This window comes from Neptuniibacter sp. SY11_33 (assembly GCF_047778025.1).
In the GTDB taxonomy this organism is placed as follows: Bacteria; Pseudomonadota; Gammaproteobacteria; order Pseudomonadales; family Balneatricaceae; genus Neptuniibacter.
In genome coordinates this window covers 3492905-3512254 of sequence record NZ_CP180543.1, presented here as the reverse complement: position 1 = coordinate 3512254, position 19350 = coordinate 3492905, and the positions used below count along the sequence as shown (strand labels likewise).

The 19350-nt window shown below is 46.2% G+C and carries 15 protein-coding genes and 5 tRNA genes; all 20 read left to right on the top strand.

Features of this window, described 5'->3' with window-relative positions; all coding sequences use genetic code 11:
• Position 1: 1 nt before the first annotated feature.
• Positions 2 to 976, top strand: a complete 975-nt coding sequence (gene birA / locus ACMXYV_RS16720; protein WP_415889541.1) for a bifunctional biotin--[acetyl-CoA-carboxylase] ligase/biotin operon repressor BirA — start codon at positions 2 to 4, stop codon at positions 974 to 976.
• A complete protein-coding gene (locus ACMXYV_RS16715; protein ID WP_415889540.1) occupies positions 973 to 1686 on the top strand; it encodes a type III pantothenate kinase in 714 nt (237 codons plus the stop codon). The genes birA and ACMXYV_RS16715 overlap by 4 nt, the downstream gene beginning before the upstream one ends.
• A gap of 2 nt (positions 1687 to 1688) precedes the next feature.
• The gene (locus ACMXYV_RS16710; protein WP_415889539.1) at positions 1689 to 2342 is read left to right on the top strand and encodes a hypothetical protein; all 654 of its coding nucleotides are present in this window, start codon (positions 1689 to 1691) and stop codon (positions 2340 to 2342) included.
• Between the two features lie 34 nt (positions 2343 to 2376).
• Positions 2377 to 2452 (top strand) — tRNA-Thr (locus ACMXYV_RS16705).
• 31 nt (positions 2453 to 2483) lie between these two features.
• Positions 2484 to 2567 (top strand) — tRNA-Tyr (locus ACMXYV_RS16700).
• A gap of 11 nt (positions 2568 to 2578) precedes the next feature.
• Positions 2579 to 2653 (top strand) — tRNA-Gly (locus tag ACMXYV_RS16695).
• Positions 2654 to 2664: 11 nt separating this feature from the next.
• Positions 2665 to 2739 (top strand) — tRNA-Thr (locus ACMXYV_RS16690).
• 88 nt (positions 2740 to 2827) lie between these two features.
• Positions 2828 to 4051: an elongation factor Tu gene (gene tuf, locus ACMXYV_RS16685; RefSeq protein ID WP_415882739.1), complete on the top strand. Its 1224-nt coding sequence runs from the start codon at positions 2828 to 2830 to the stop codon at positions 4049 to 4051.
• 65 nt (positions 4052 to 4116) lie between these two features.
• Positions 4117 to 4192: transfer RNA gene (locus ACMXYV_RS16680), tRNA-Trp, on the top strand.
• Between the two features lie 60 nt (positions 4193 to 4252).
• On the top strand, positions 4253 to 4621 hold the full coding sequence (gene secE, locus ACMXYV_RS16675; RefSeq protein ID WP_415886134.1) for a preprotein translocase subunit SecE: 369 nt from the start codon (positions 4253 to 4255) through the stop codon (positions 4619 to 4621).
• A gap of 13 nt (positions 4622 to 4634) precedes the next feature.
• Entirely contained in the window at positions 4635 to 5168 is a 534-nt protein-coding gene (gene nusG, locus ACMXYV_RS16670) for a transcription termination/antitermination protein NusG (RefSeq protein ID WP_415882746.1), read from the top strand.
• 101 nt (positions 5169 to 5269) lie between these two features.
• Complete coding sequence (gene rplK / locus ACMXYV_RS16665; protein ID WP_415889538.1) at positions 5270 to 5704, top strand: 50S ribosomal protein L11; 435 nt, start codon at positions 5270 to 5272, stop codon at positions 5702 to 5704.
• Positions 5704 to 6399, top strand: coding sequence for a 50S ribosomal protein L1 (gene rplA / locus ACMXYV_RS16660; protein ID WP_415889537.1), 696 nt, complete (start codon positions 5704 to 5706; stop codon positions 6397 to 6399). Before rplK ends, rplA begins: the two co-directional genes overlap by 1 nt.
• Positions 6400 to 6613: 214 nt before the next feature.
• Complete coding sequence (rplJ, locus tag ACMXYV_RS16655; protein ID WP_415889536.1) at positions 6614 to 7105, top strand: 50S ribosomal protein L10; 492 nt, start codon at positions 6614 to 6616, stop codon at positions 7103 to 7105.
• A 69-nt stretch (positions 7106 to 7174) separates the two neighbouring features.
• Positions 7175 to 7549, top strand: a complete 375-nt coding sequence (gene rplL, locus ACMXYV_RS16650; protein ID WP_415889535.1) for a 50S ribosomal protein L7/L12 — start codon at positions 7175 to 7177, stop codon at positions 7547 to 7549.
• Positions 7550 to 7717: 168 nt separating this feature from the next.
• The gene (rpoB, locus tag ACMXYV_RS16645) at positions 7718 to 11818 is read left to right on the top strand and encodes a DNA-directed RNA polymerase subunit beta (protein ID WP_415889534.1); all 4101 of its coding nucleotides are present in this window, start codon (positions 7718 to 7720) and stop codon (positions 11816 to 11818) included.
• A 74-nt stretch (positions 11819 to 11892) separates the two neighbouring features.
• Entirely contained in the window at positions 11893 to 16119 is a 4227-nt protein-coding gene (rpoC, locus tag ACMXYV_RS16640; protein ID WP_415889533.1) for a DNA-directed RNA polymerase subunit beta', read from the top strand.
• Between the two features lie 143 nt (positions 16120 to 16262).
• The gene (rpsL, locus tag ACMXYV_RS16635; protein WP_007021369.1) at positions 16263 to 16637 is read left to right on the top strand and encodes a 30S ribosomal protein S12; all 375 of its coding nucleotides are present in this window, start codon (positions 16263 to 16265) and stop codon (positions 16635 to 16637) included.
• A 120-nt stretch (positions 16638 to 16757) separates the two neighbouring features.
• Positions 16758 to 17228, top strand: coding sequence for a 30S ribosomal protein S7 (gene rpsG, locus ACMXYV_RS16630; protein WP_415889532.1), 471 nt, complete (start codon positions 16758 to 16760; stop codon positions 17226 to 17228).
• A gap of 21 nt (positions 17229 to 17249) precedes the next feature.
• Positions 17250 to 19343, top strand: coding sequence for an elongation factor G (fusA, locus tag ACMXYV_RS16625; RefSeq protein WP_415889531.1), 2094 nt, complete (start codon positions 17250 to 17252; stop codon positions 19341 to 19343).
• Positions 19344 to 19350: the final 7 nt, after the last annotated feature.

Genomic DNA, 19350 nt, shown 5'->3' with positions numbered 1-19350 from the left:
TATGACGCTCCGTTCGTTGTTGTCTATTCTAGCTGATGGAAAATTTCACTCCGGTCGAGAATTAGGAGAGGAAATTGGAATCAGCCGTAGTGCGATCTGGAAACATATACGCCGTATCGAAGAAAGCGGTCTTGAAGTCTACAGTGTTAAAGGCCGAGGTTATCGTGTCCCGGGTGGTGTAGAACTATTGGATTATGAGCAGATTAGATCTGCTTTGCGCCCGGATATTGCTGGGCTAATTAAATGCCCGGAAATTCCGTTAACCATCGCCTCTACTAATGAGATGGCTATGAAGGAGTCTCAGCGGGGAGATTGTCATGGGCGTTTGTTTGTTGCTGAGCAGCAGACAGAGGGTCGTGGTCGACGTGGTCGCAACTGGGTGAGTCCTTTTGCTCGCAATCTATATTTCTCATTGGTATGGCGATTTGAACAGGGTGCAGCGGCACTTGAAGGTTTGAGTTTGCTGATAGGCCTTTCTCTTGTTAAAGCATTGGAAACACTCTCGGTTGATGGGGTTGAGCTGAAATGGCCAAACGACCTGCTTTACCAAGGCAAAAAACTCGCAGGGATCTTGATTGAGCTAAATGGAGAGGCGTCCGGTCAATGCCAAGTAATTATTGGTGTTGGTATGAATGTGAATATGCCAAAAGAACAGGCCGAAGATATCGATCAACCTTGGACGGATCTTAAAACTATTGCTGGTACTGAAGTAAGCCGTAATCGACTATTAGCCGAAGTTATTAATCAGCTGGTAGTAAGACTTGAAGAGTTTGAACGCACAGGCTTTGCTGCATGGGTTGATGAATGGCAATCCTATCATGCGATGCAGAATAAAGAGATTGCATTACAGGTTGGTGAGAAGGTGGTAGAGGGTATTTGCAACGGTATTGATACTTCCGGTGCATTATTACTACAAACGCCATCTGGCGTGCAGGCTTTTCATGGTGGAGAAGTGAGTGTTCAGCGAAACTTATGATTCTTGAAATAGATGCTGGCAATACGTTTATAAAGTGGCGAGTGCTCGAACATAATGGTGTTCGAGGTAAGCTGTTAACGCGGGGATTAGGCGAACAATCAATTCCGGAAAGCTGGTCGAAAAAATTTTCAAAAATCAGAGTGACGTCAGTTGCAGGTAAAGAGGTAAACCTGCAACTGAAAGCAATCTTCAAAGCGCTAGAGCAGGTCGAACCTTTATTTGCTAAAACAACAGCAGAGCAAGCTGGGTTAAAAAATAGCTATGTCGATCCACAGCGGATGGGGGTTGATCGTTGGTTGGCTATGTTGGCGGCCTTTAAAAAAACGGGTGGTGCTTGTTGTGTGGTTGATTGTGGAAGTGCAATTACAGTCGATCACGTTGATCGCGCGGGCCAGCATATAGGTGGTCATATCATTCCGGGCCTGAGGTTGATGCAAAAAGGTCTGTTAGAAAATACATCTGAAATTCTAGTAGATCATTCAATTAAGTCCTTTAACCCTGAGCCGGGCAAAGATACAAATTCAGCCGTGTCTAACGGTATTGATTTCGCCTTTGCTGCTTTAGTGGAAAAAATTGTGACTGATCTGAATATTGAGCATAGCGCGCTCTATATAACAGGTGGTGATGGCGAATTGTTCTACAAGATGGCGGGGTGTGGGCAGTTAGAGCCTGATTTGGTCTTAGATGGTTTGGCTTGGGCGTTGAATTAGATATGTTTCGTTGGCTATTTCTGTTTCTTTTATTGGCCAATGCAGTATTACTGTTTTGGCATTCTATACAGCTAGAGCCAGAAGCTAATGAAATTTCTGATACACCCCAGCAGTTGAGTACATTAAAACTGGTTGCTGAGATGGATCAAAGTACCTTAGATAGATTGAAAGTCGATAGTGCTGATCAGAAAGAGTGTATTTGGTTCACTGGTTTTGATTCTGATGTAAAAGCGGCAGCTGTCACTCAATTTATAGTGGGTTTGGGCGGCCAAGCAGAATATAAAGTAATTGATACTGTAGCTACAGACTATGTGATAGTGATCTCCTTACCGCAGGATCTAGAGAAGCGATTGGCTTTAATGGATTATCTAGAAAAGCAGAAATTGAGCGAAGTCGGCGATGAGTTACTCGATTTTGAATACAGTCTTGAAGGCTATCGAACTAAAGAATCAGCAGTAGAGCAAGTTACGGCGCTTTCAAGGATAGAAATTGATAGTCGCATAGAAATGCGTGAATCTAACAAAAAGCACTATATTGTTACGATGGATGCACCAATTGATCGAAATTTATCCAATAAAATCAAAGAAATAGTTAAAGAAAACTATTCTTTTATAAAAATTGAAAAAAAGTTGTGTAAAAGGGTTGCAAAGCCCTGAGGCGGTGGTAATATACGCGCCACTTCATTGAGACGCCGGTATAGCTCAGTTGGTAGAGCAACTGACTTGTAATCAGTAGGTCCCGAGTTCGACTCTTGGTGCCGGCACCATCTCATAGGTCAGTGAAGTTTTGAAATTGTTGGTGAGGTTCCCGAGTGGCCAAAGGGATCAGACTGTAAATCTGACGCGTAAGCTTCGGTGGTTCGAATCCACCCCTCACCACCATTCACAGCAAGGCGGGTATGGTATAGTGGCTATTACCTCAGCCTTCCAAGCTGAAGAGGCGGGTTCGATTCCCGCTACCCGCTCCAAGTGAGACTAAGCTCAAGTAGCTCAGGGGTAGAGCACACCCTTGGTAAGGGTGAGGTCGGCGGTTCAATTCCGCTCTTGAGCTCCAGAATTATTTTTTTTAGGGTAGATATAGTAATATATCTGCCCTTTGTTATATTTGGCGCTTTGTAAATTAATTTGCACTGGACAGACTGATGGCTAAAGAACAATTTGAACGCTCAAAACCTCACGTTAACGTTGGTACAATCGGCCACGTTGACCACGGTAAAACTACTCTTACAGCAGCTCTAACTCGCGTATGCGCAGAAGTATGGGGCGGTGACGCTGTTGCATTTGATGGTATCGACAACGCTCCAGAAGAGCGTGAGCGTGGTATCACAATCGCAACTTCTCACGTTGAGTATGATTCACCAGAGCGTCATTACGCGCACGTAGACTGCCCAGGTCACGCCGATTATGTTAAGAACATGATCACTGGTGCTGCACAGATGGACGGCGCGATCCTTGTATGTGGTGCGACTGATGGTCCAATGCCACAGACTCGTGAGCACATCCTACTATCTCGTCAGGTAGGTGTACCTTACATCGTAGTATTCCTAAACAAAGCAGACCTACTAGCAGAAGACTGTGGTGGTGCTGACTCTGAAGAATACGCTGAGATGCTAGAATTGGTTGAAATGGAGCTTCGTGAGCTTCTAGACCAGTACGAATTCCCAGGTGATGACACTCCAATCATCCCAGGTTCTGCTCTAATGGCCCTAAACGGCGAAGACGACAATGAACTTGGTACTACTGCTGTTAAGACTCTAGTTGAAACTCTAGATTCTTACATCCCAGAGCCAGAGCGTGCTATCGACGGTGCATTCATCATGCCTATCGAGGACGTATTCTCTATCCAGGGTCGTGGTACTGTAGTAACTGGTCGTGTTGAGCGCGGCATCATCAAGGTTGGTGAAGAAGTTGAAATCGTAGGTATTAAAGAAACTACGACTACTACTTGTACTGGTGTTGAGATGTTCCGTAAGCTTCTTGACGAAGGCCGTGCTGGTGAGAACGTTGGTGTTCTACTACGTGGTACTAAGCGTGAAGAAGTTGAGCGTGGTCAAGTACTAGCAGCTCCAGGTTCTATCACTCCTCACACTCGTTTCGAGGGTGAAGTATACGTACTATCCAAAGAAGAAGGCGGTCGTCACACTCCATTCTTCAAAGGTTACCGTCCACAGTTCTACTTCCGTACAACTGACATCACTGGTGCGTGTGAGCTTCCAGAGGGTGTAGAAATGGTAATGCCTGGTGATAACGTTCAAATGGACGTTACACTAATCAACCCAGTAGCAATGGAAGAAGGTCTGCGTTTCGCGATTCGTGAAGGTGGCCGTACTGTAGGTGCTGGCGTTGTATCTAAAATTGTTGAATAAAATCAACAATTAGGTATTGCCAACTGATGGGGAGGCTTATACAATACGCCTCCCTATTATGTAGTAGGCCAGTGGCTCAATTGGCAGAGCAGCGGTCTCCAAAACCGCAGGTTGGGGGTTCGAGTCCCTCCTGGCCTGCCATCTCTTCTCTGAGATGGCATCAAGCACAAGCTATTTTTAAGTAATCCTGAGGCCCTAAGCGTGAATGCCAAAGTGAATTCCGAAGGTTCAAAGTTTGACGCCCTTAAATGGGTCGCTGTAGTAGCGATTGTTACTGCGGGCGTTGTAGGTAACTCTGTATACGCAGATCAGTCTTTGTTCTACCGTGTGGTTGCACTGCTTGTGTTAGCGTTGATTGCAGGTTTTATTTCTCTGCAGACAGCAAAAGGGAAAGCGTTTTTTACTTTGTTTAAAGAAGCAAAGCAGGAAATTCGCAAGGTTGTATGGCCGACACGTCAAGAAACAGCGCAGACAACAGCGATTGTTGTGGTTGTGGTTCTGATTATGGGTTTGGCGTTGTGGGGGCTTGACTCGTTGTTGAGCTGGTTAGTATCTGGAGCAATAGGTTAAGAGGCTGATAAGCATGTCTAAGCGTTGGTATGTTGTTCATGCGTACTCCGGGTACGAAAAGCGTGTAATGAATACGCTGAAAGAACGAATTGAACTGCACTCTATGCAGGATCTTTTTGGAGAGGTTTTAGTGCCTACCGAAGAGGTTGTTGAAATCCGTGACGGTAAGAAACGTAAATCTGAGCGTAAGTTCTATCCTGGTTATGTGTTAGTTCACATGGATATGAATGATGAAAGCTGGCACTTGGTTAAGAATACGCCGCATGTTCTTGGGTTTATTGGTGGTACAGCGGGCAATCCTGCACCGATCACAGAAGCAGAAGCAAATGAGATCCTAAGTCGAGTTGAGAGTGGTGTTGATAAGCCGCGTCCGAAGACTGTGTTCGAGCCGGGTGAGATGGTTCGAGTTATCGATGGGCCATTTGCTGACTTTAACGGTGTGGTTGAAGAGATTAACTACGAGAAGAACAAGCTGCAGGTGGCAGTGTTGATTTTCGGTCGATCTACACCGGTTGAATTGGATTTTGGTCAGGTCGAAAAAGCCTGATTTAGAGTTTTAAGGAATAACCTCAGCGAGAGCTGGGGTTTTTCTGTCTTGAGAAAATGGGGAGCTGCAAGGCGTTTGAACCCACTAGGAGTTAAATAAAAATGGCTAAGAAAATTGAAGCTTATATCAAGCTGCAAGTTCCTGCCGGCGGCGCTAACCCGTCACCACCAGTAGGTCCTGCACTAGGTCAGCATGGTGTTAACATCATGGAATTCTGTAAAGCGTTCAATGCTCAAACTCAGAGCATGGAAAACGGTTTGCCGGTTCCTGTTGTAATTACTGTTTATGCTGATCGTAGCTTTACTTTTATCACTAAAACACCTCCAGCAGCAGTTCTTCTTAAGAAAGCTGCAGGCCTTAAGAGTGGTTCTGGTCGTCCAAATACAGAGAAAGTGGGTACTGTTACTCGCGCTCAATTGGAAGAGATCGCTACAGTTAAGATGCCTGATCTAACTGCCGCTGATATGGATGCAGCTTGTCGTACTATCGCTGGTACTGCACGTAGCATGGGTCTAGTTGCTGAGGGTGAAGAGTAATGGCTAAGTTAACTAAGCGTCAAAAGCTTATCGCTGAAAAAGTAGAAGCAGGCAAAGCATACTCAATTGATGATGCTGTTTCTCTATTGTCTGAACTTTCTACTGTTAAGTTCAAAGAAACAGTTGATGTTGCTGTAAACCTTGGTGTTGATCCGCGTAAATCTGATCAGGTTGTTCGTGGTTCTACTGTACTGCCAAACGGTACTGGTAACGATGTTCGTGTAGCTGTATTTGCTCAAGGCGAAAACGCTGAAAAAGCAAAAGCTGCAGGTGCTGACGTTGTTGGTTTCGAAGATCTGGCAGAGCAGATGAAAGGTGGTGACCTGGACTTTGGTGTTGTTATTGCAACTCCAGACGCAATGCGTGTTGTTGGTCAGCTTGGTCAGGTTCTAGGTCCACGTGGTCTAATGCCTAACCCTAAAGTTGGCACAGTAACTCCAGATGTTGTTACTGCAGTGAACAATGCTAAAGCTGGTCAGGTTCGTTTCCGTACTGACAAGAACGGTATCATCCACGCGGGTGTTGGTAAGGCTGACTTCGAAGCGGCTGCTATCAAGCAGAACATCGAAGCGCTAGTTGCTGACCTTAAGAAGCTGAAGCCAGCTTCTGCTAAAGGCGTGTATCTGAAAAAAGTAGTTCTGTCGACCACTATGGGTCCAGGTCTACTAGTTGATCAGGCTTCTCTAGAAGTTTAATCGACATGAAAGGTTTTTTGAGGGTCTTCTGTACCTGTTACACAGAGATGAAGGCCGTCAAAGACCGCAGGTGATAAGGGTTTCCTTATCTTAATGGGCTAAACCAGCCTGCGCAGACGGTGAGATTCTGTATTTGAATCAAACCACCGTACTCGGAAAGCCTCAGTAATGAGGCGGTTGGTAATAAGTCGAAAGACTACTCCAGGAGTAAATCGTGGCATTAGGACTCGAAGATAAAAAAGCGATCGTCGCTGAAGTCCAGGAAGCTGCATCAAGTGCTCTGTCTGCTGTTGTTGCGGATTCCCGCGGCGTTGAAGTGGGCGATATGACTGCACTGCGTAAAGAAGCTCGTGAAAACGGCGTATGGCTTAAAGTTGTACGTAACACGCTTGCTAAACGCGCAGTTGAAGGCACTGACTATGCATGCCTACAGGACACTTTCAAAGGTCCAAGTATCATTGCTTTCTCTCAGGAACACCCGGGCGCTGGCGCTCGTATCCTGAAGAACTTTGCGAAAGACAATGAGAACTTTGAACTGAAAGCAGCAGCATTCGAAGGCGAAGTTGTAGACGTGGCTATGCTAGCAAGCTTGCCTACATACGACGAAGCAATTGCGAAGCTGATGGCTTGCATGAAAGAAGCTGCAGCGGGCAAACTTGTTCGTACTATTGCGGCAGTTCGCGACCAGAAAGAAGAAGCGGCGTAAGTTTTTACGCAACTTTATTTATACAAGTTTTAATGAGCCCTCGGGCTTACAAATATCAGGAATATAGAAATGTCTCTGACTAACGAAGATATCCTAAACGCAATTGCTGAAATGTCTATAAAAGACGTTGTTGTTCTTATCGAAGCAATGGAAGAAAAATTCGGTGTAACTGCAGCTGCTGCTGTTGTTGCAGGTGGTGCAGCTGGCGGCGACGCTGGTGCAGCTGAAGAGAAAACTGAATTTGACGTTATCCTAACTGCTGTTGGCGATAAGAAAGTTAACGTAATCAAAGCAGTTCGTGGCGCTACAGGTCTTGGCCTGAAAGAAGCTAAAGGCATCGTTGACGGCGCTCCAGCTGCTGTTAAAGAAGGCGTTAGCAAAGAAGAAGCTGAAGAACTTCAGAAAGCACTGGAAGAAGCTGGCGCTTCTGTTGAAGTTAAGTAATAACTTCATGCTAATCCGAACAGATTTCTGTTCGAAGTGCTGACGGCTGGTGGCTATATGCCACCGGCCTTTTTCCGTTATTTATAGACAGCAAATAAATAGCGGTAACACAGTCCGGAACGGGTTTTCGGCCTGCTTATAATTTGGTGCACTTGCTGGGGAACACTGATGGCTTATTCATACACTGAAAAGAAACGCATCCGTAAGGACTTCGGTAAATTACCGCAAGTAATGGATGTGCCTTACTTGCTGGCAATTCAGCTTGACTCCTATAAAAAGTTTTTGCAGACAGGGGTTGAAGCAGCAGATCGTTTAGATGCTGGTCTGCATGCGGCATTTAACTCCGTCTTCCCAATCGTGTCCTATTCTGGAAATGCATCTCTAGAATATGTTGGCTACCGTTTGGGTGAGCCTGTATTTGACGTAAAAGAGTGTCAGATACGCGGTATTACATACGCAGCGCCTCTGCGTGTGAAAGTTCGTCTGGTTATTTATGACCGTGAATCCAGCAACAAAGCCGTAAAAGATATCAAGGAGCAAGAAGTCTACATGGGCGAAATGCCTTTGATGACTGAAAACGGAACTTTCGTAGTTAACGGTACTGAGCGTGTAATCGTATCTCAGTTGCACCGTTCGCCAGGTGTGTTCTTTGATCACGATAAAGGTAAAACACACTCTTCCGGTAAGCTTCTTTACTCCGCGCGAGTGATTCCTTACCGTGGCTCTTGGTTGGACTTTGAATTTGATCCAAAAGATAGCCTGTTCGTACGTATTGACCGTCGTCGTAAGCTGCCTGCAACTATCCTGCTACGCGCTTTGGGTTACCAAGCTGAAGAGATCCTAGATATCTTCTTCGATAACACGGCTTGGGCTTTGACGTCTGAAACAATCAACATGAAGTTGGTTGCTGATCGTCTACGTGGTGAAACGCTGTCTTTTGAAGTGAAAGACCCTGAAGGTAATGTGATTGTAGAAGCGGGTCGCCGTATCACGCCTCGCCACATCCGTCAGATGGCAAAAGCCAATATGGAACAGCTTGAAGTACCAATGGAGTACTTGGCTGGTAAGGCAATTGCAAAAGACGTTATTGATCCATCTACAGGTGAGTTGATCTGTGGTTGTAACGCTGAGATTACAGAAGAACTGGTTGAACAGCTTCGTGCTGCAAATATCACTGAGTTCGAAACTCTGTACACGAATGACCTGGATTGTGGTCCTTTCATCTCCGATACGCTACGTAACGATCCTACGCGTAACCAGTTAGAAGCGTTGGTAGAAATCTACCGTATGATGCGTCCTGGTGAGCCGCCAACAAAAGAATCTGCTGAAGCGTTATTTGAGAACTTATTCTTCGCTGAAGAGCGTTACGACCTTTCTGCAGTTGGTCGTATGAAGTTCAACCGTCGCTTAGGACGTGAAGCAGTTACTGGTTCTGGCGTACTGGACAAAGAAGATATTCTTGAGGTTATGAAAACCTTGATTGATATCCGTAACGGTAAAGGTACCGTGGACGATATCGATCACTTGGGTAACCGTCGTATCCGTTCTGTTGGTGAAATGGCAGAAAATCAGTTCCGTGTAGGTCTGGTTCGTGTTGAACGTGCTGTACGTGAACGTCTAAGCATGGCTGAATCAGATAACTTGATGCCTCAGGATCTGATCAACGCTAAACCTGTAGCGGCTGCTATTAAAGAGTTCTTTGGTTCTTCTCAGCTGTCTCAGTTTATGGACCAGAACAACCCGCTTTCAGAAGTGACTCACAAGCGTCGTGTTTCTGCATTAGGTCCCGGTGGTCTAACGCGTGAACGTGCGGGCTTCGAGGTTCGTGACGTACATCCAACTCACTACGGTCGCGTATGTCCAATTGAAACGCCTGAGGGTCCAAACATCGGTTTGATCAACTCTTTGGCAACGTTTGCGCGTACAAACGATTACGGTTTCCTAGAAACACCGTACCGTCGTGTTGTTGATGATAAAGTAACAGATGAGCTTGATTATCTATCCGCGATTGAAGAAAACACCTTCGTAATCGCACAGGCATCTGCAACGATGGATGACGAAGGTCGCCTGTTGGATGAGCTTGTAACAGTTCGTCACCTAAATGAAACAACGGTAATGTCGCCTGATAAAGTCCAGTATATGGACGTATCTCCACGTCAGGTTGTATCTGTTGCGGCATCTTTGATTCCATTCCTAGAGCACGATGATGCCAACCGTGCATTGATGGGATCGAACATGCAACGTCAGGCTGTACCAACACTACGTGCTGATAAGCCGCTAGTAGGTACAGGTATCGAGCGTAACGTAGCTCAAGACTCCGGTGTATGTGTTGTAGCACGTCGCGGTGGTCTGATTGAGTCTGTAGATGCGAGCCGCATCGTTGTTCGTGTAAACGACGACGAAGTGACAGCGGGCGATGCAGGTGTAGATATCTACAACCTGACTAAATACACACGTTCCAACCAAAATACATGTATCAACCAGCGTTCTATCGTTAATCCTGGTGATACTGTTAAAGTTGGCGATGTTATGGCTGATGGCCCATCCGTTGATATGGGTGAGCTAGCACTTGGTCAAAACATGCGTATCGCCTTCATGCCTTGGAATGGTTACAACTTCGAGGACTCGATCCTAATTTCCGAGCGTGTAGTTCAGGAAGATCGTTTCACTACGATTCATATTCAGGAACTAACCTGTGTGGCACGTGATACGAAGTTGGGTTCTGAAGAGATTACATCAGATATTCCAAACGTTGGTGAGTCTGCATTAGCTAAGCTTGATGAAGCAGGCATCGTTCACATCGGTGCGGAAGTAGGCCCAGGTGATATCCTTGTAGGTAAAGTAACACCTAAAGGTGAAAGCCAGCTAACGCCAGAAGAAAAGCTACTGCGTGCTATCTTCGGTGAAAAAGCATCTGATGTTAAAGATACATCTCTGCGTGTTAAAACAGGTACAGTTGGTAAAGTTATCGACGTACAAGTATTTACACGTGATGGCGTTCAGAAAGATGAGCGTGCACTGTCTATTGAGAAGTCTGAACTTGATGCGATTCGCAAGGATCTTAATGAAGAGCTGCGCATCGTAGAGCAAGCAACTTTCGAACGACTAGGTCGTGTACTTGTTGGCTTGAAAGCTGACGGTGGTGCTGGTCTGAAGAAAGGTGAAGAGATTACAGCTGAATTCCTAGCTGGTTTGTCTAAATCTGATTGGTTCAACATCCGCGTTTCTGATGAAAATGCAGTTGAGCAGCTAGAGCTAGCTCAGAAGCAGCTTGAAGATCGTAAAGAATCTCTAGATAAGCGTTTCGAAGATAAGAAGAGCAAGCTACAGACAGGTGATGATCTTGCACCTGGCGTCCTTAAGATTGTTAAGGTTTACGTTGCTACTAAGCGTCGCGTACAGCCTGGTGACAAGATGGCGGGTCGTCACGGTAACAAGGGTGTTATCTCTGTAATCATGCCTGTAGAAGACATGCCATACGATGAAAACGGTGAGCCAGTAGATATCGTGCTGAACCCACTGGGTGTACCGTCTCGTATGAACGTAGGTCAGATCCTTGAGACACACATGGGTATGGCTGCGAAAGGCTTAGGTCGTCGTATCAATGAGATGCTGGATCAGGAGCGCGAGCGTACTGAGACAGTAACTGAGATTCGTAGCTTCCTAGATCAGATCTATAATGCAGATCTGGGTGCTGGCATGAACAGCCGCACAGAAGATCTAGACAGTTTCTCTGATGACGAGATTCTAGAACTGGCTAAAAACCTATGTGGTGGTGTACCTCTAGCTACACCTGCCTTTGACGGTGCGAAAGAGGTTGAATTGAAATCTCTACTACGTCTAGCAGGTTTGAGCGACACAGGTCAGTCAACGTTGTTTGACGGCCGTACCGGCAATAAGTTTGACCGTCCTGTAACTGTTGGTTACATGTACATGCTGAAACTGAACCACTTGGTAGACGACAAAATGCACGCGCGTTCTACTGGTTCTTATAGTCTTGTTACGCAGCAACCGCTGGGTGGTAAGGCGCAGTTCGGTGGTCAGCGTTTCGGTGAGATGGAGGTGTGGGCACTAGAAGCATACGGTGCTGCATATACTCTACAAGAGATGCTTACAGTTAAGTCCGATGACGTGAACGGTCGTACGAAGATGTATAAGAACATCGTCGACGGCGATCACCGTATGGAGCCGGGTATGCCGGAATCCTTCAACGTACTTATTAAAGAGATTCGTTCTCTGGGTATCGACATCGAGCTCGAATCCGAATAAGCACAAAACTGTATACCAGGCGGGGGTCGCCTTCGGGCGGCCTCAAGCAAGAACTCCGTTAGGAGCTTGAAAGAATGAAAGATCTGCTGAATCTGCTGAAAACACAGGGCCAATCTGAAGAGTTCGACTCTATCAAGATCACCTTGGCCTCTCCGGAAATGATCCGTTCATGGTCGTACGGTGAAGTTAAAAAGCCGGAAACCATTAACTACCGTACGTTCAAGCCAGAACGTGAAGGTCTATTCTGTGCCAAAATCTTTGGCCCAGTAAAAGACTACGAGTGCTTGTGCGGTAAGTATAAGCGCATGAAACACCGTGGTGTTATCTGTGAGAAGTGTGGCGTAGAAGTAACGCTAGCTAAAGTTCGTCGTGAGCGTATGGCACACATTGAACTAGCTTCTCCTGTAGCGCACATTTGGTTCCTTAAGTCTCTGCCATCCCGTATCGGTTTGATGCTGGATATGACGCTGCGTGATATCGAACGTGTTCTATACTTCGAATCTTTCGTAGTGATCGATCCAGGCATGACTACGCTTGAGCGCGGTCAGCTACTGAACGATGAGCAGTACTTTGAAGCGCTAGAAGAGTTCGGTGATGACTTCGACGCACGTATGGGTGCCGAAGCTGTTAAAGAGCTATTGTCTTCTATTGAACTTGAAGAAGAAGTTAATCAGCTGCGTGAAGAACTACCGCAGACTAACTCTGAAACTAAGATCAAGAAGCTTTCTAAGCGTCTTAAGCTATTAGAAGCTTTCTACAAGTCAGGCAACAAGCCTGAGTGGATGATCCTTGAGGTACTACCAGTACTTCCGCCAGATCTTCGTCCATTAGTGCCGCTAGATGGCGGTCGTTTCGCGACTTCTGATCTTAATGATCTATACCGTCGTGTTATCAACCGTAACAACCGTCTTAAGCGTCTACTTGACCTTAATGCTCCAGATATCATCGTACGTAACGAAAAACGTATGTTGCAGGAATCTGTTGATGCATTGCTAGATAACGGCCGTCGTGGTCGTGCGATTACTGGTTCTAACAAGCGTCCTCTAAAATCTTTGGCTGATATGATCAAAGGTAAACAGGGTCGTTTCCGTCAAAACCTTCTAGGTAAGCGTGTTGACTACTCTGGCCGTTCTGTAATCGTAGTAGGTCCATACCTACGTCTACACCAGTGTGGTCTTCCTAAGAAGATGGCACTTGAACTATTTAAGCCATTCATCTTCTCTAAGCTAGAGCTTCGTGGTCACGCGACTACAATCAAAGCGGCTAAGAAGATGGTTGAGCGTGAAGAAGCATTAGTTTGGGATATCCTAGACGAAGTAATCCGTGAGCACCCAGTACTACTTAACCGTGCTCCAACACTTCACCGTCTTGGTATCCAGGCATTTGAACCGGTACTGATCGAAGGTAAAGCTATTCAGCTTCACCCGCTAGTTTGTGCGGCATACAACGCCGACTTCGACGGTGACCAGATGGCTGTACACGTTCCTCTGACTATTGAAGCTCAGTTGGAAGCGCGTGCGTTGATGATGTCTACAAACAACGTACTATCACCTGCCAATGGTGAGCCGATCATCGTACCTTCACAGGACGTTGTATTGGGTCTTTACTACATGACTCGTGAGCGTGTGAATGCTAAAGGTGAAGGCATGGTGTTTGCCGACATCGAAGAGATTCAGCGTGCACAAGGTGCAGGTCAGCTAGATCTTCAAGCGAAGATCAAAGTACGTGTTACTGAAAGCATTCGTGACATTGAAGGTAACCTAGAAACGATTACTGAAATGAAAGAAACAACAGCCGGTCGTGCTTTGTTGTTCGCAATCGTTCCTGCAGGTCTGCCTTACGAGCTTGTTAACCAGCCGATGAAGAAGAAAGCGATCTCTCGCCTTCTTAACGAAGCGTACCGTCGCTGTGGTTTGAAAGATACAGTTATCTTTGCTGACCAACTGATGTACATGGGCTTCCGTCAGGCAACTATGTCTGGTGTTTCTATCGGTGTTAACGACTTCGAAATTCCAGCTGAGAAGACAACTATTATCGATGAAGCAGAAGCTGAGGTAATGGATATCGAGCGTCAGTTCGCTGATGGTTTGGTAACTCAGGGTGAGAAATACAACAAAGTTATCGATATCTGGTCTCGTGCTAACGAATTGTTGGCTAAGAAGATGATGGATAACTTGAAGACTGAGCCGGTTGTTACAAAAGAGGGTGAAGAGTCCGAACAGGAATCTTTCAACTCTGTATACATGATGGCCGATTCCGGTGCCCGTGGTAGTGCTGCACAGATTCGTCAGTTGGCGGGTATGCGTGGTCTAATGGCTAAGCCGGATGGCTCGATCATCGAAACACCGATCACAGCGAACTTCCGTGAAGGTCTAAACGTACTTCAGTACTTTATCTCGACTCACGGTGCTCGTAAGGGTCTAGCCGATACGGCATTGAAAACGGCGAACTCCGGTTACCTAACACGTCGTCTAGTAGACGTAGCGCAAGACGTAGTTATCACAGAGCATGATTGTGGTACTGAAGAAGGTCTTGTGATGGTGCCTCTGATCGAAGGCGGTGACGTAGTAGTTGCGCTGGGCGATCGTGTACTAGGTCGTACAGTGGCTGTTGATGTTCTAGATCCTCAAGGTGTAGAAGTTCTAATCGAAGCGGGCACGCTAATCGATGAGGCGTGGAAGCATCGTCTAGAAAACGATGAAAAGTACTCTTCTATTGATGAGATTATCGTGCGTAGTGCGATCACATGTCGTACACGTCACGGTATCTGTGCAAGCTGCTACGGTCGTGATCTAGGTCGTGGTCACTTGGTTAACCCAGGTGAGGCAGTCGGTGTTATCGCTGCACAGTCAATCGGTGAGCCGGGTACACAGCTAACAATGCGTACGTTCCACATCGGTGGTGCGGCATCTCGAGCAGCTGCTGTAGATAGCATTCAGGTTAAGAACGGCGGTGAAATTCGTCTTCACAACCTTAAGTTTGTAGAACGCCCAGATGGTGCGTTGGTTGCGACTTCTCGTTCTGGTGAGCTGGGTGTGACTGATGAGCACGGTCGTGAGCGTGAGCGTTACAAGCTTCCATACGGTTCTGTGATCAAAGTTAAAGACGGTAGCTCTGTTGAAGCGGGCGATATCGTAGCTAACTGGGATCCGCATACTCACCCAATCATCTCTGAGGTGGCGGGTAAGGTTGAGCTATCAGGTATGGAAGACGGTATTACCGTTAAAAGCCAGACTGATGAGCTGACAGGTCTATCTACAACCGAGGTCTTGGACGTTAAAGATCGTCCAGCGGCTGGTAAAGATATCCGTCCTATGTTCAAGCTGTTGGATGCTAAAGGTAATGAAGTAATGCATCCGGGTACAGATTCTGCAGCGCAGTATCTTCTACCAGCTAAAGCGATCATGAACCTTAGCGATGGCGCTGAAGTACAAGTAGGTGACGTTCTTGCGCGTATTCCTCAAGAAGGTACCGTGAACAAGGATATCACCGGTGGTCTGCCACGAGTTGCAGATCTATTCGAAGCGCGTAAACCGAAAGAATCTGCAATTCTTGCAGAAGTTTCTGGTCTAATCGGCTTCGGTAAAGAGACTAAAGGCAAAAAACGTCTGGTGATCTCTCCTAGTGATGCAGAGCCACACGAAACAATGATCCAGAAATGGCGTAACCTAAACGTGTTCGAAGGTGAGCACGTTGAGAAGGGTGAGGTTGTTTCTGACGGTCCGTCTAACCCGCATGACATTCTACGCGTACTGGGCGTAGAGGAGTTGGCGAAATACATTACTGGTGAGATCCAGGACGTATACCGTCTACAGGGTGTAGGCATCAACGATAAGCACATCGAAGTAATTGTTCGTCAGATGCTGCGTAAAGTTGAGATCGTATCTGCGGGTGATTCTACCTTCATCCCAGGCGATCAGGTTGAATATCAGGCTGTATTGGCAGAGAACGAAGAGCTAGAAGCTGCTGGTAAGATCCCAGCTAAGTACGATCGTGTACTATTGGGTATTACTAAAGCATCTCTGGCTACTGAGTCCTTCATCTCAGCAGCATCCTTCCAGGAAACGACTCGAGTTCTAACGGAAGGTGCGGTAACAGGCAAGCAGGACTTCCTGCGAGGCCTGAAAGAAAACGTGGTAGTAGGTCGTCTGATCCCAGCGGGTTCAGGTCTTGCTTACCATGAAGAGCGTAAGCGCAAACGTGCTCAACCTGCTGAAGGTGAGTCCGTGTCAGTAAGTGCTGAAGAAGTTCAGCAGGCGTTGACAGAAGCGTTAAATGCTTCAATGCCAGATGCTGAATAAAGATTTATTCGAAAATATTGAATAAATAGTATCCAGTATTTGACGTTTAGGGCCGGAATTGATTAAAATTCCGGCCCCTTTGTGATTGGATTCAATAGATCCAATTTTTTTATGGTGTTAAATCAAAACGTGGAGTTTGCTTAATGGCAACGATTAACCAGCTGGTACGTAAACCACGTAAACGCAAAGTTCAGCCAAGCGATGTTCGTGCATTGCAGGCTTGTCCTCAGCGTCGTGGCGTTTGTACCCGTGTTTACACCACTACTCCGAAAAAACCGAACTCTGCACTACGTAAAGTATGTCGTGTTCGTTTGACCAACGGCTTCGAAGTTGCTTCCTACATTGGTGGTGAAGGTCACAACTTGCAGGAGCACAGTGTTGTTCTTATTCGTGGTGGTCGTGTTAAGGACCTTCCAGGTGTTCGCTATCACACAGTTCGTGGCGCACTGGATTGCTCAGGTGTTAATGAGCGTAAGCAAGGCCGTTCTAAGTACGGTGCTAAGCGTCCTAAGTCTTAATCGTCGTCCCAGTACAGTATTTAGTTCCCTAAATACCGTACTGAATACACGGTAAGAGTAAGGCCTAGCATCTTTTGCTTGGGATACCTGAAGACCTTTTAATTAATTGAGGGCTTATCAATGCCTAGAAGACGCGTCGCTGCAAAGCGCGAAATTTTACCGGATCCAAAATTCGGAAGCACAGTTCTTGCTAAGTTCATTAACCATGTAATGGTTCATGGTAAGAAATCTGTAGCTGAGAAGATCGTATACGGTGCGCTAGATAAAATTCAAGAGCGTTCCGATCAGGATCCGATTGAGTTGTTCGAAAAAGCGCTAGAAGCAATCCAGCCAGCGGTAGAGGTTAAATCTCGCCGTGTAGGTGGTGCTACATACCAAGTACCTGTAGAAGTGCGTCCTGCTCGTCGTATGGCTCTAGCTATGCGTTGGGCTGTTGACTCTGCTCGTGGTCGCGGTGAGAAATCAATGGCTCTGCGTCTAGCAGGCGAGTTGATGGATGCTGCTGAAGGCCGTGGTGCTGCAGTTAAGAAGCGTGAAGACGTGCATCGCATGGCTGAAGCGAACAAAGCATTCGCTCACTACCGTTTCTAAGATACTACTGAGGATTAAGTCGTGGCTCGTAAAACTCCAATCGCACGTTACCGTAACATAGGTATTTGTGCGCATGTTGATGCCGGTAAAACGACTACTACTGAGCGAGTACTGTTCTACACCGGTCTTTCCCATAAGATCGGTGAAGTTCACGATGGTGCAGCAACCATGGACTGGATGGAACAGGAGCAGGAGCGTGGTATTACTATCACGTCTGCTGCGACTACTTGTTTCTGGAAAGGCATGAATCAGCAATTCGAAGATCATCGAATTAATATCATTGATACACCAGGACACGTTGACTTCACTATCGAAGTAGAGCGTTCGTTGCGTGTGCTAGATGGTGCTGTAGTTGTGCTATGTGCTTCCTCAGGTGTTCAGCCTCAGACTGAAACAGTATGGCGCCAAGCAAACAAGTATGAAGTGCCTCGTATGGTGTTCGTCAATAAGATGGACCGAATCGGAGCTGATTTCTTCATGGTTGTTGAGCAGCTCAAAGAGCGGCTTGGTGCCAATGCCGTACCAATTAACTTCCCGATCGGCTCGGAAGAGAACTTTGTTGGTGTGGTTGACCTGATTCGCATGAAAGCCATTATGTGGAATGAGGCTGATCAGGGTATGACATATGAGCTGGAAGATATTCCAGCTGATTTGCAGGCTAAAGCGGATGAACTGCACGAGCAGTTGGTTGAAGCTGCAGCTGAAGCAAATGACGAGTTGATGGATAAGTACCTTGAAGAAGGTGAGCTGTCCCTTGACGAGATAAAGCAAGGTTTGCGCGCACGTACCTTGGATAATGATATTGTTCTTATGCAGGCTGGTTCTGCATTTAAGAATAAGGGTGTTCAAGCTGTACTTGATGCTGTTGTCGAATTTATGCCATCCCCAATCGAAGTAAAAGCGATTGAGGGTACATTGGACGATAAAGATGAAACAGTAGCAGAACGTCATGCTGATGATGATGCGCCTTTTGCTGCTCTTGCGTTTAAAATAGCTACGGATCCTTTTGTTGGTACGCTTACTTTTGTGCGTGTTTACTCCGGTGTGCTTAAGTCTGGCGATGGAGTTTTTAACTCTGTTAAAGGCAAAAAAGAACGTGTAGGGCGAATGGTACAAATGCATTCAAATAACCGTGAAGAGATTAAAGAGGTTCGCGCAGGCGATATCGCTGCTCTGATTGGTATGAAGGATGTAACAACAGGTGATACTTTGTGTGACGCTGAAGATAAAATTATCTTGGAGCGCATGGAGTTCCCTGCACCAGTTATTTCGGTTGCTGTAGAGCCGAAGTCTCAAGCTGATCAGGAAAAAATGGGTATCGCGCTGGGTAAATTGGCTCAGGAAGATCCGTCATTCCAAGTAGAGACAGATAAAGAGACTGGTCAAACTATTATTTCCGGTATGGGTGAGTTACACCTTGATATTCTTGTTGATCGTATGAAGCGAGAATTTAAGGTTGAAGCTAATATCGGTAAACCTCAGGTGGCATACCGCGAGAAGATTAAAAAGCCTGTCGATGCAAATCACAAGTTTGTTCGTCAATCAGGTGGTCGCGGACAATATGGTCATGTTGTAGTTGAATTTTCTCCTTCAGATGAAGAAGGGTTGGAATTCATCAATGAGATCGTTGGTGGTGCTATCCCAAGGGAATTTATACCTGCTGTACAGAAGGGTATCGAGGAGCAGATGCATAACGGCGTTATTGCTGGCTATCCGCTAATCGGTTTGAAGGCTCGACTGTACGATGGTTCATTTCATGACGTTGACTCCAATGAGATGGCGTTTAAGATTGCAGCTTCTCAAGCATTGAAGAAGTTTGCTCAAGACGCTGAACCATGCTTGCTTGAGCCTGTCATGAAAGTTGAAGTTGTAACACCTGAAGATTACATGGGCGATGTTATGGGTGACCTTAATCGTCGTCGAGGTCTTGTTCAGGGTATGGAAGACAGTTCTTCGGGTAAGACTATTAATGCATTGGTTCCGTTGGGTGAAATGTTCGGTTATGCAACTGATCTTCGTTCAGCGACTCAGGGTCGTGCTACTTATTCGATGGAGTTTTATGAGTACGGTGAAGCGCCAAAAAATGTCGCTGACGCTGTAATCAATTTCACTTAATTATTTA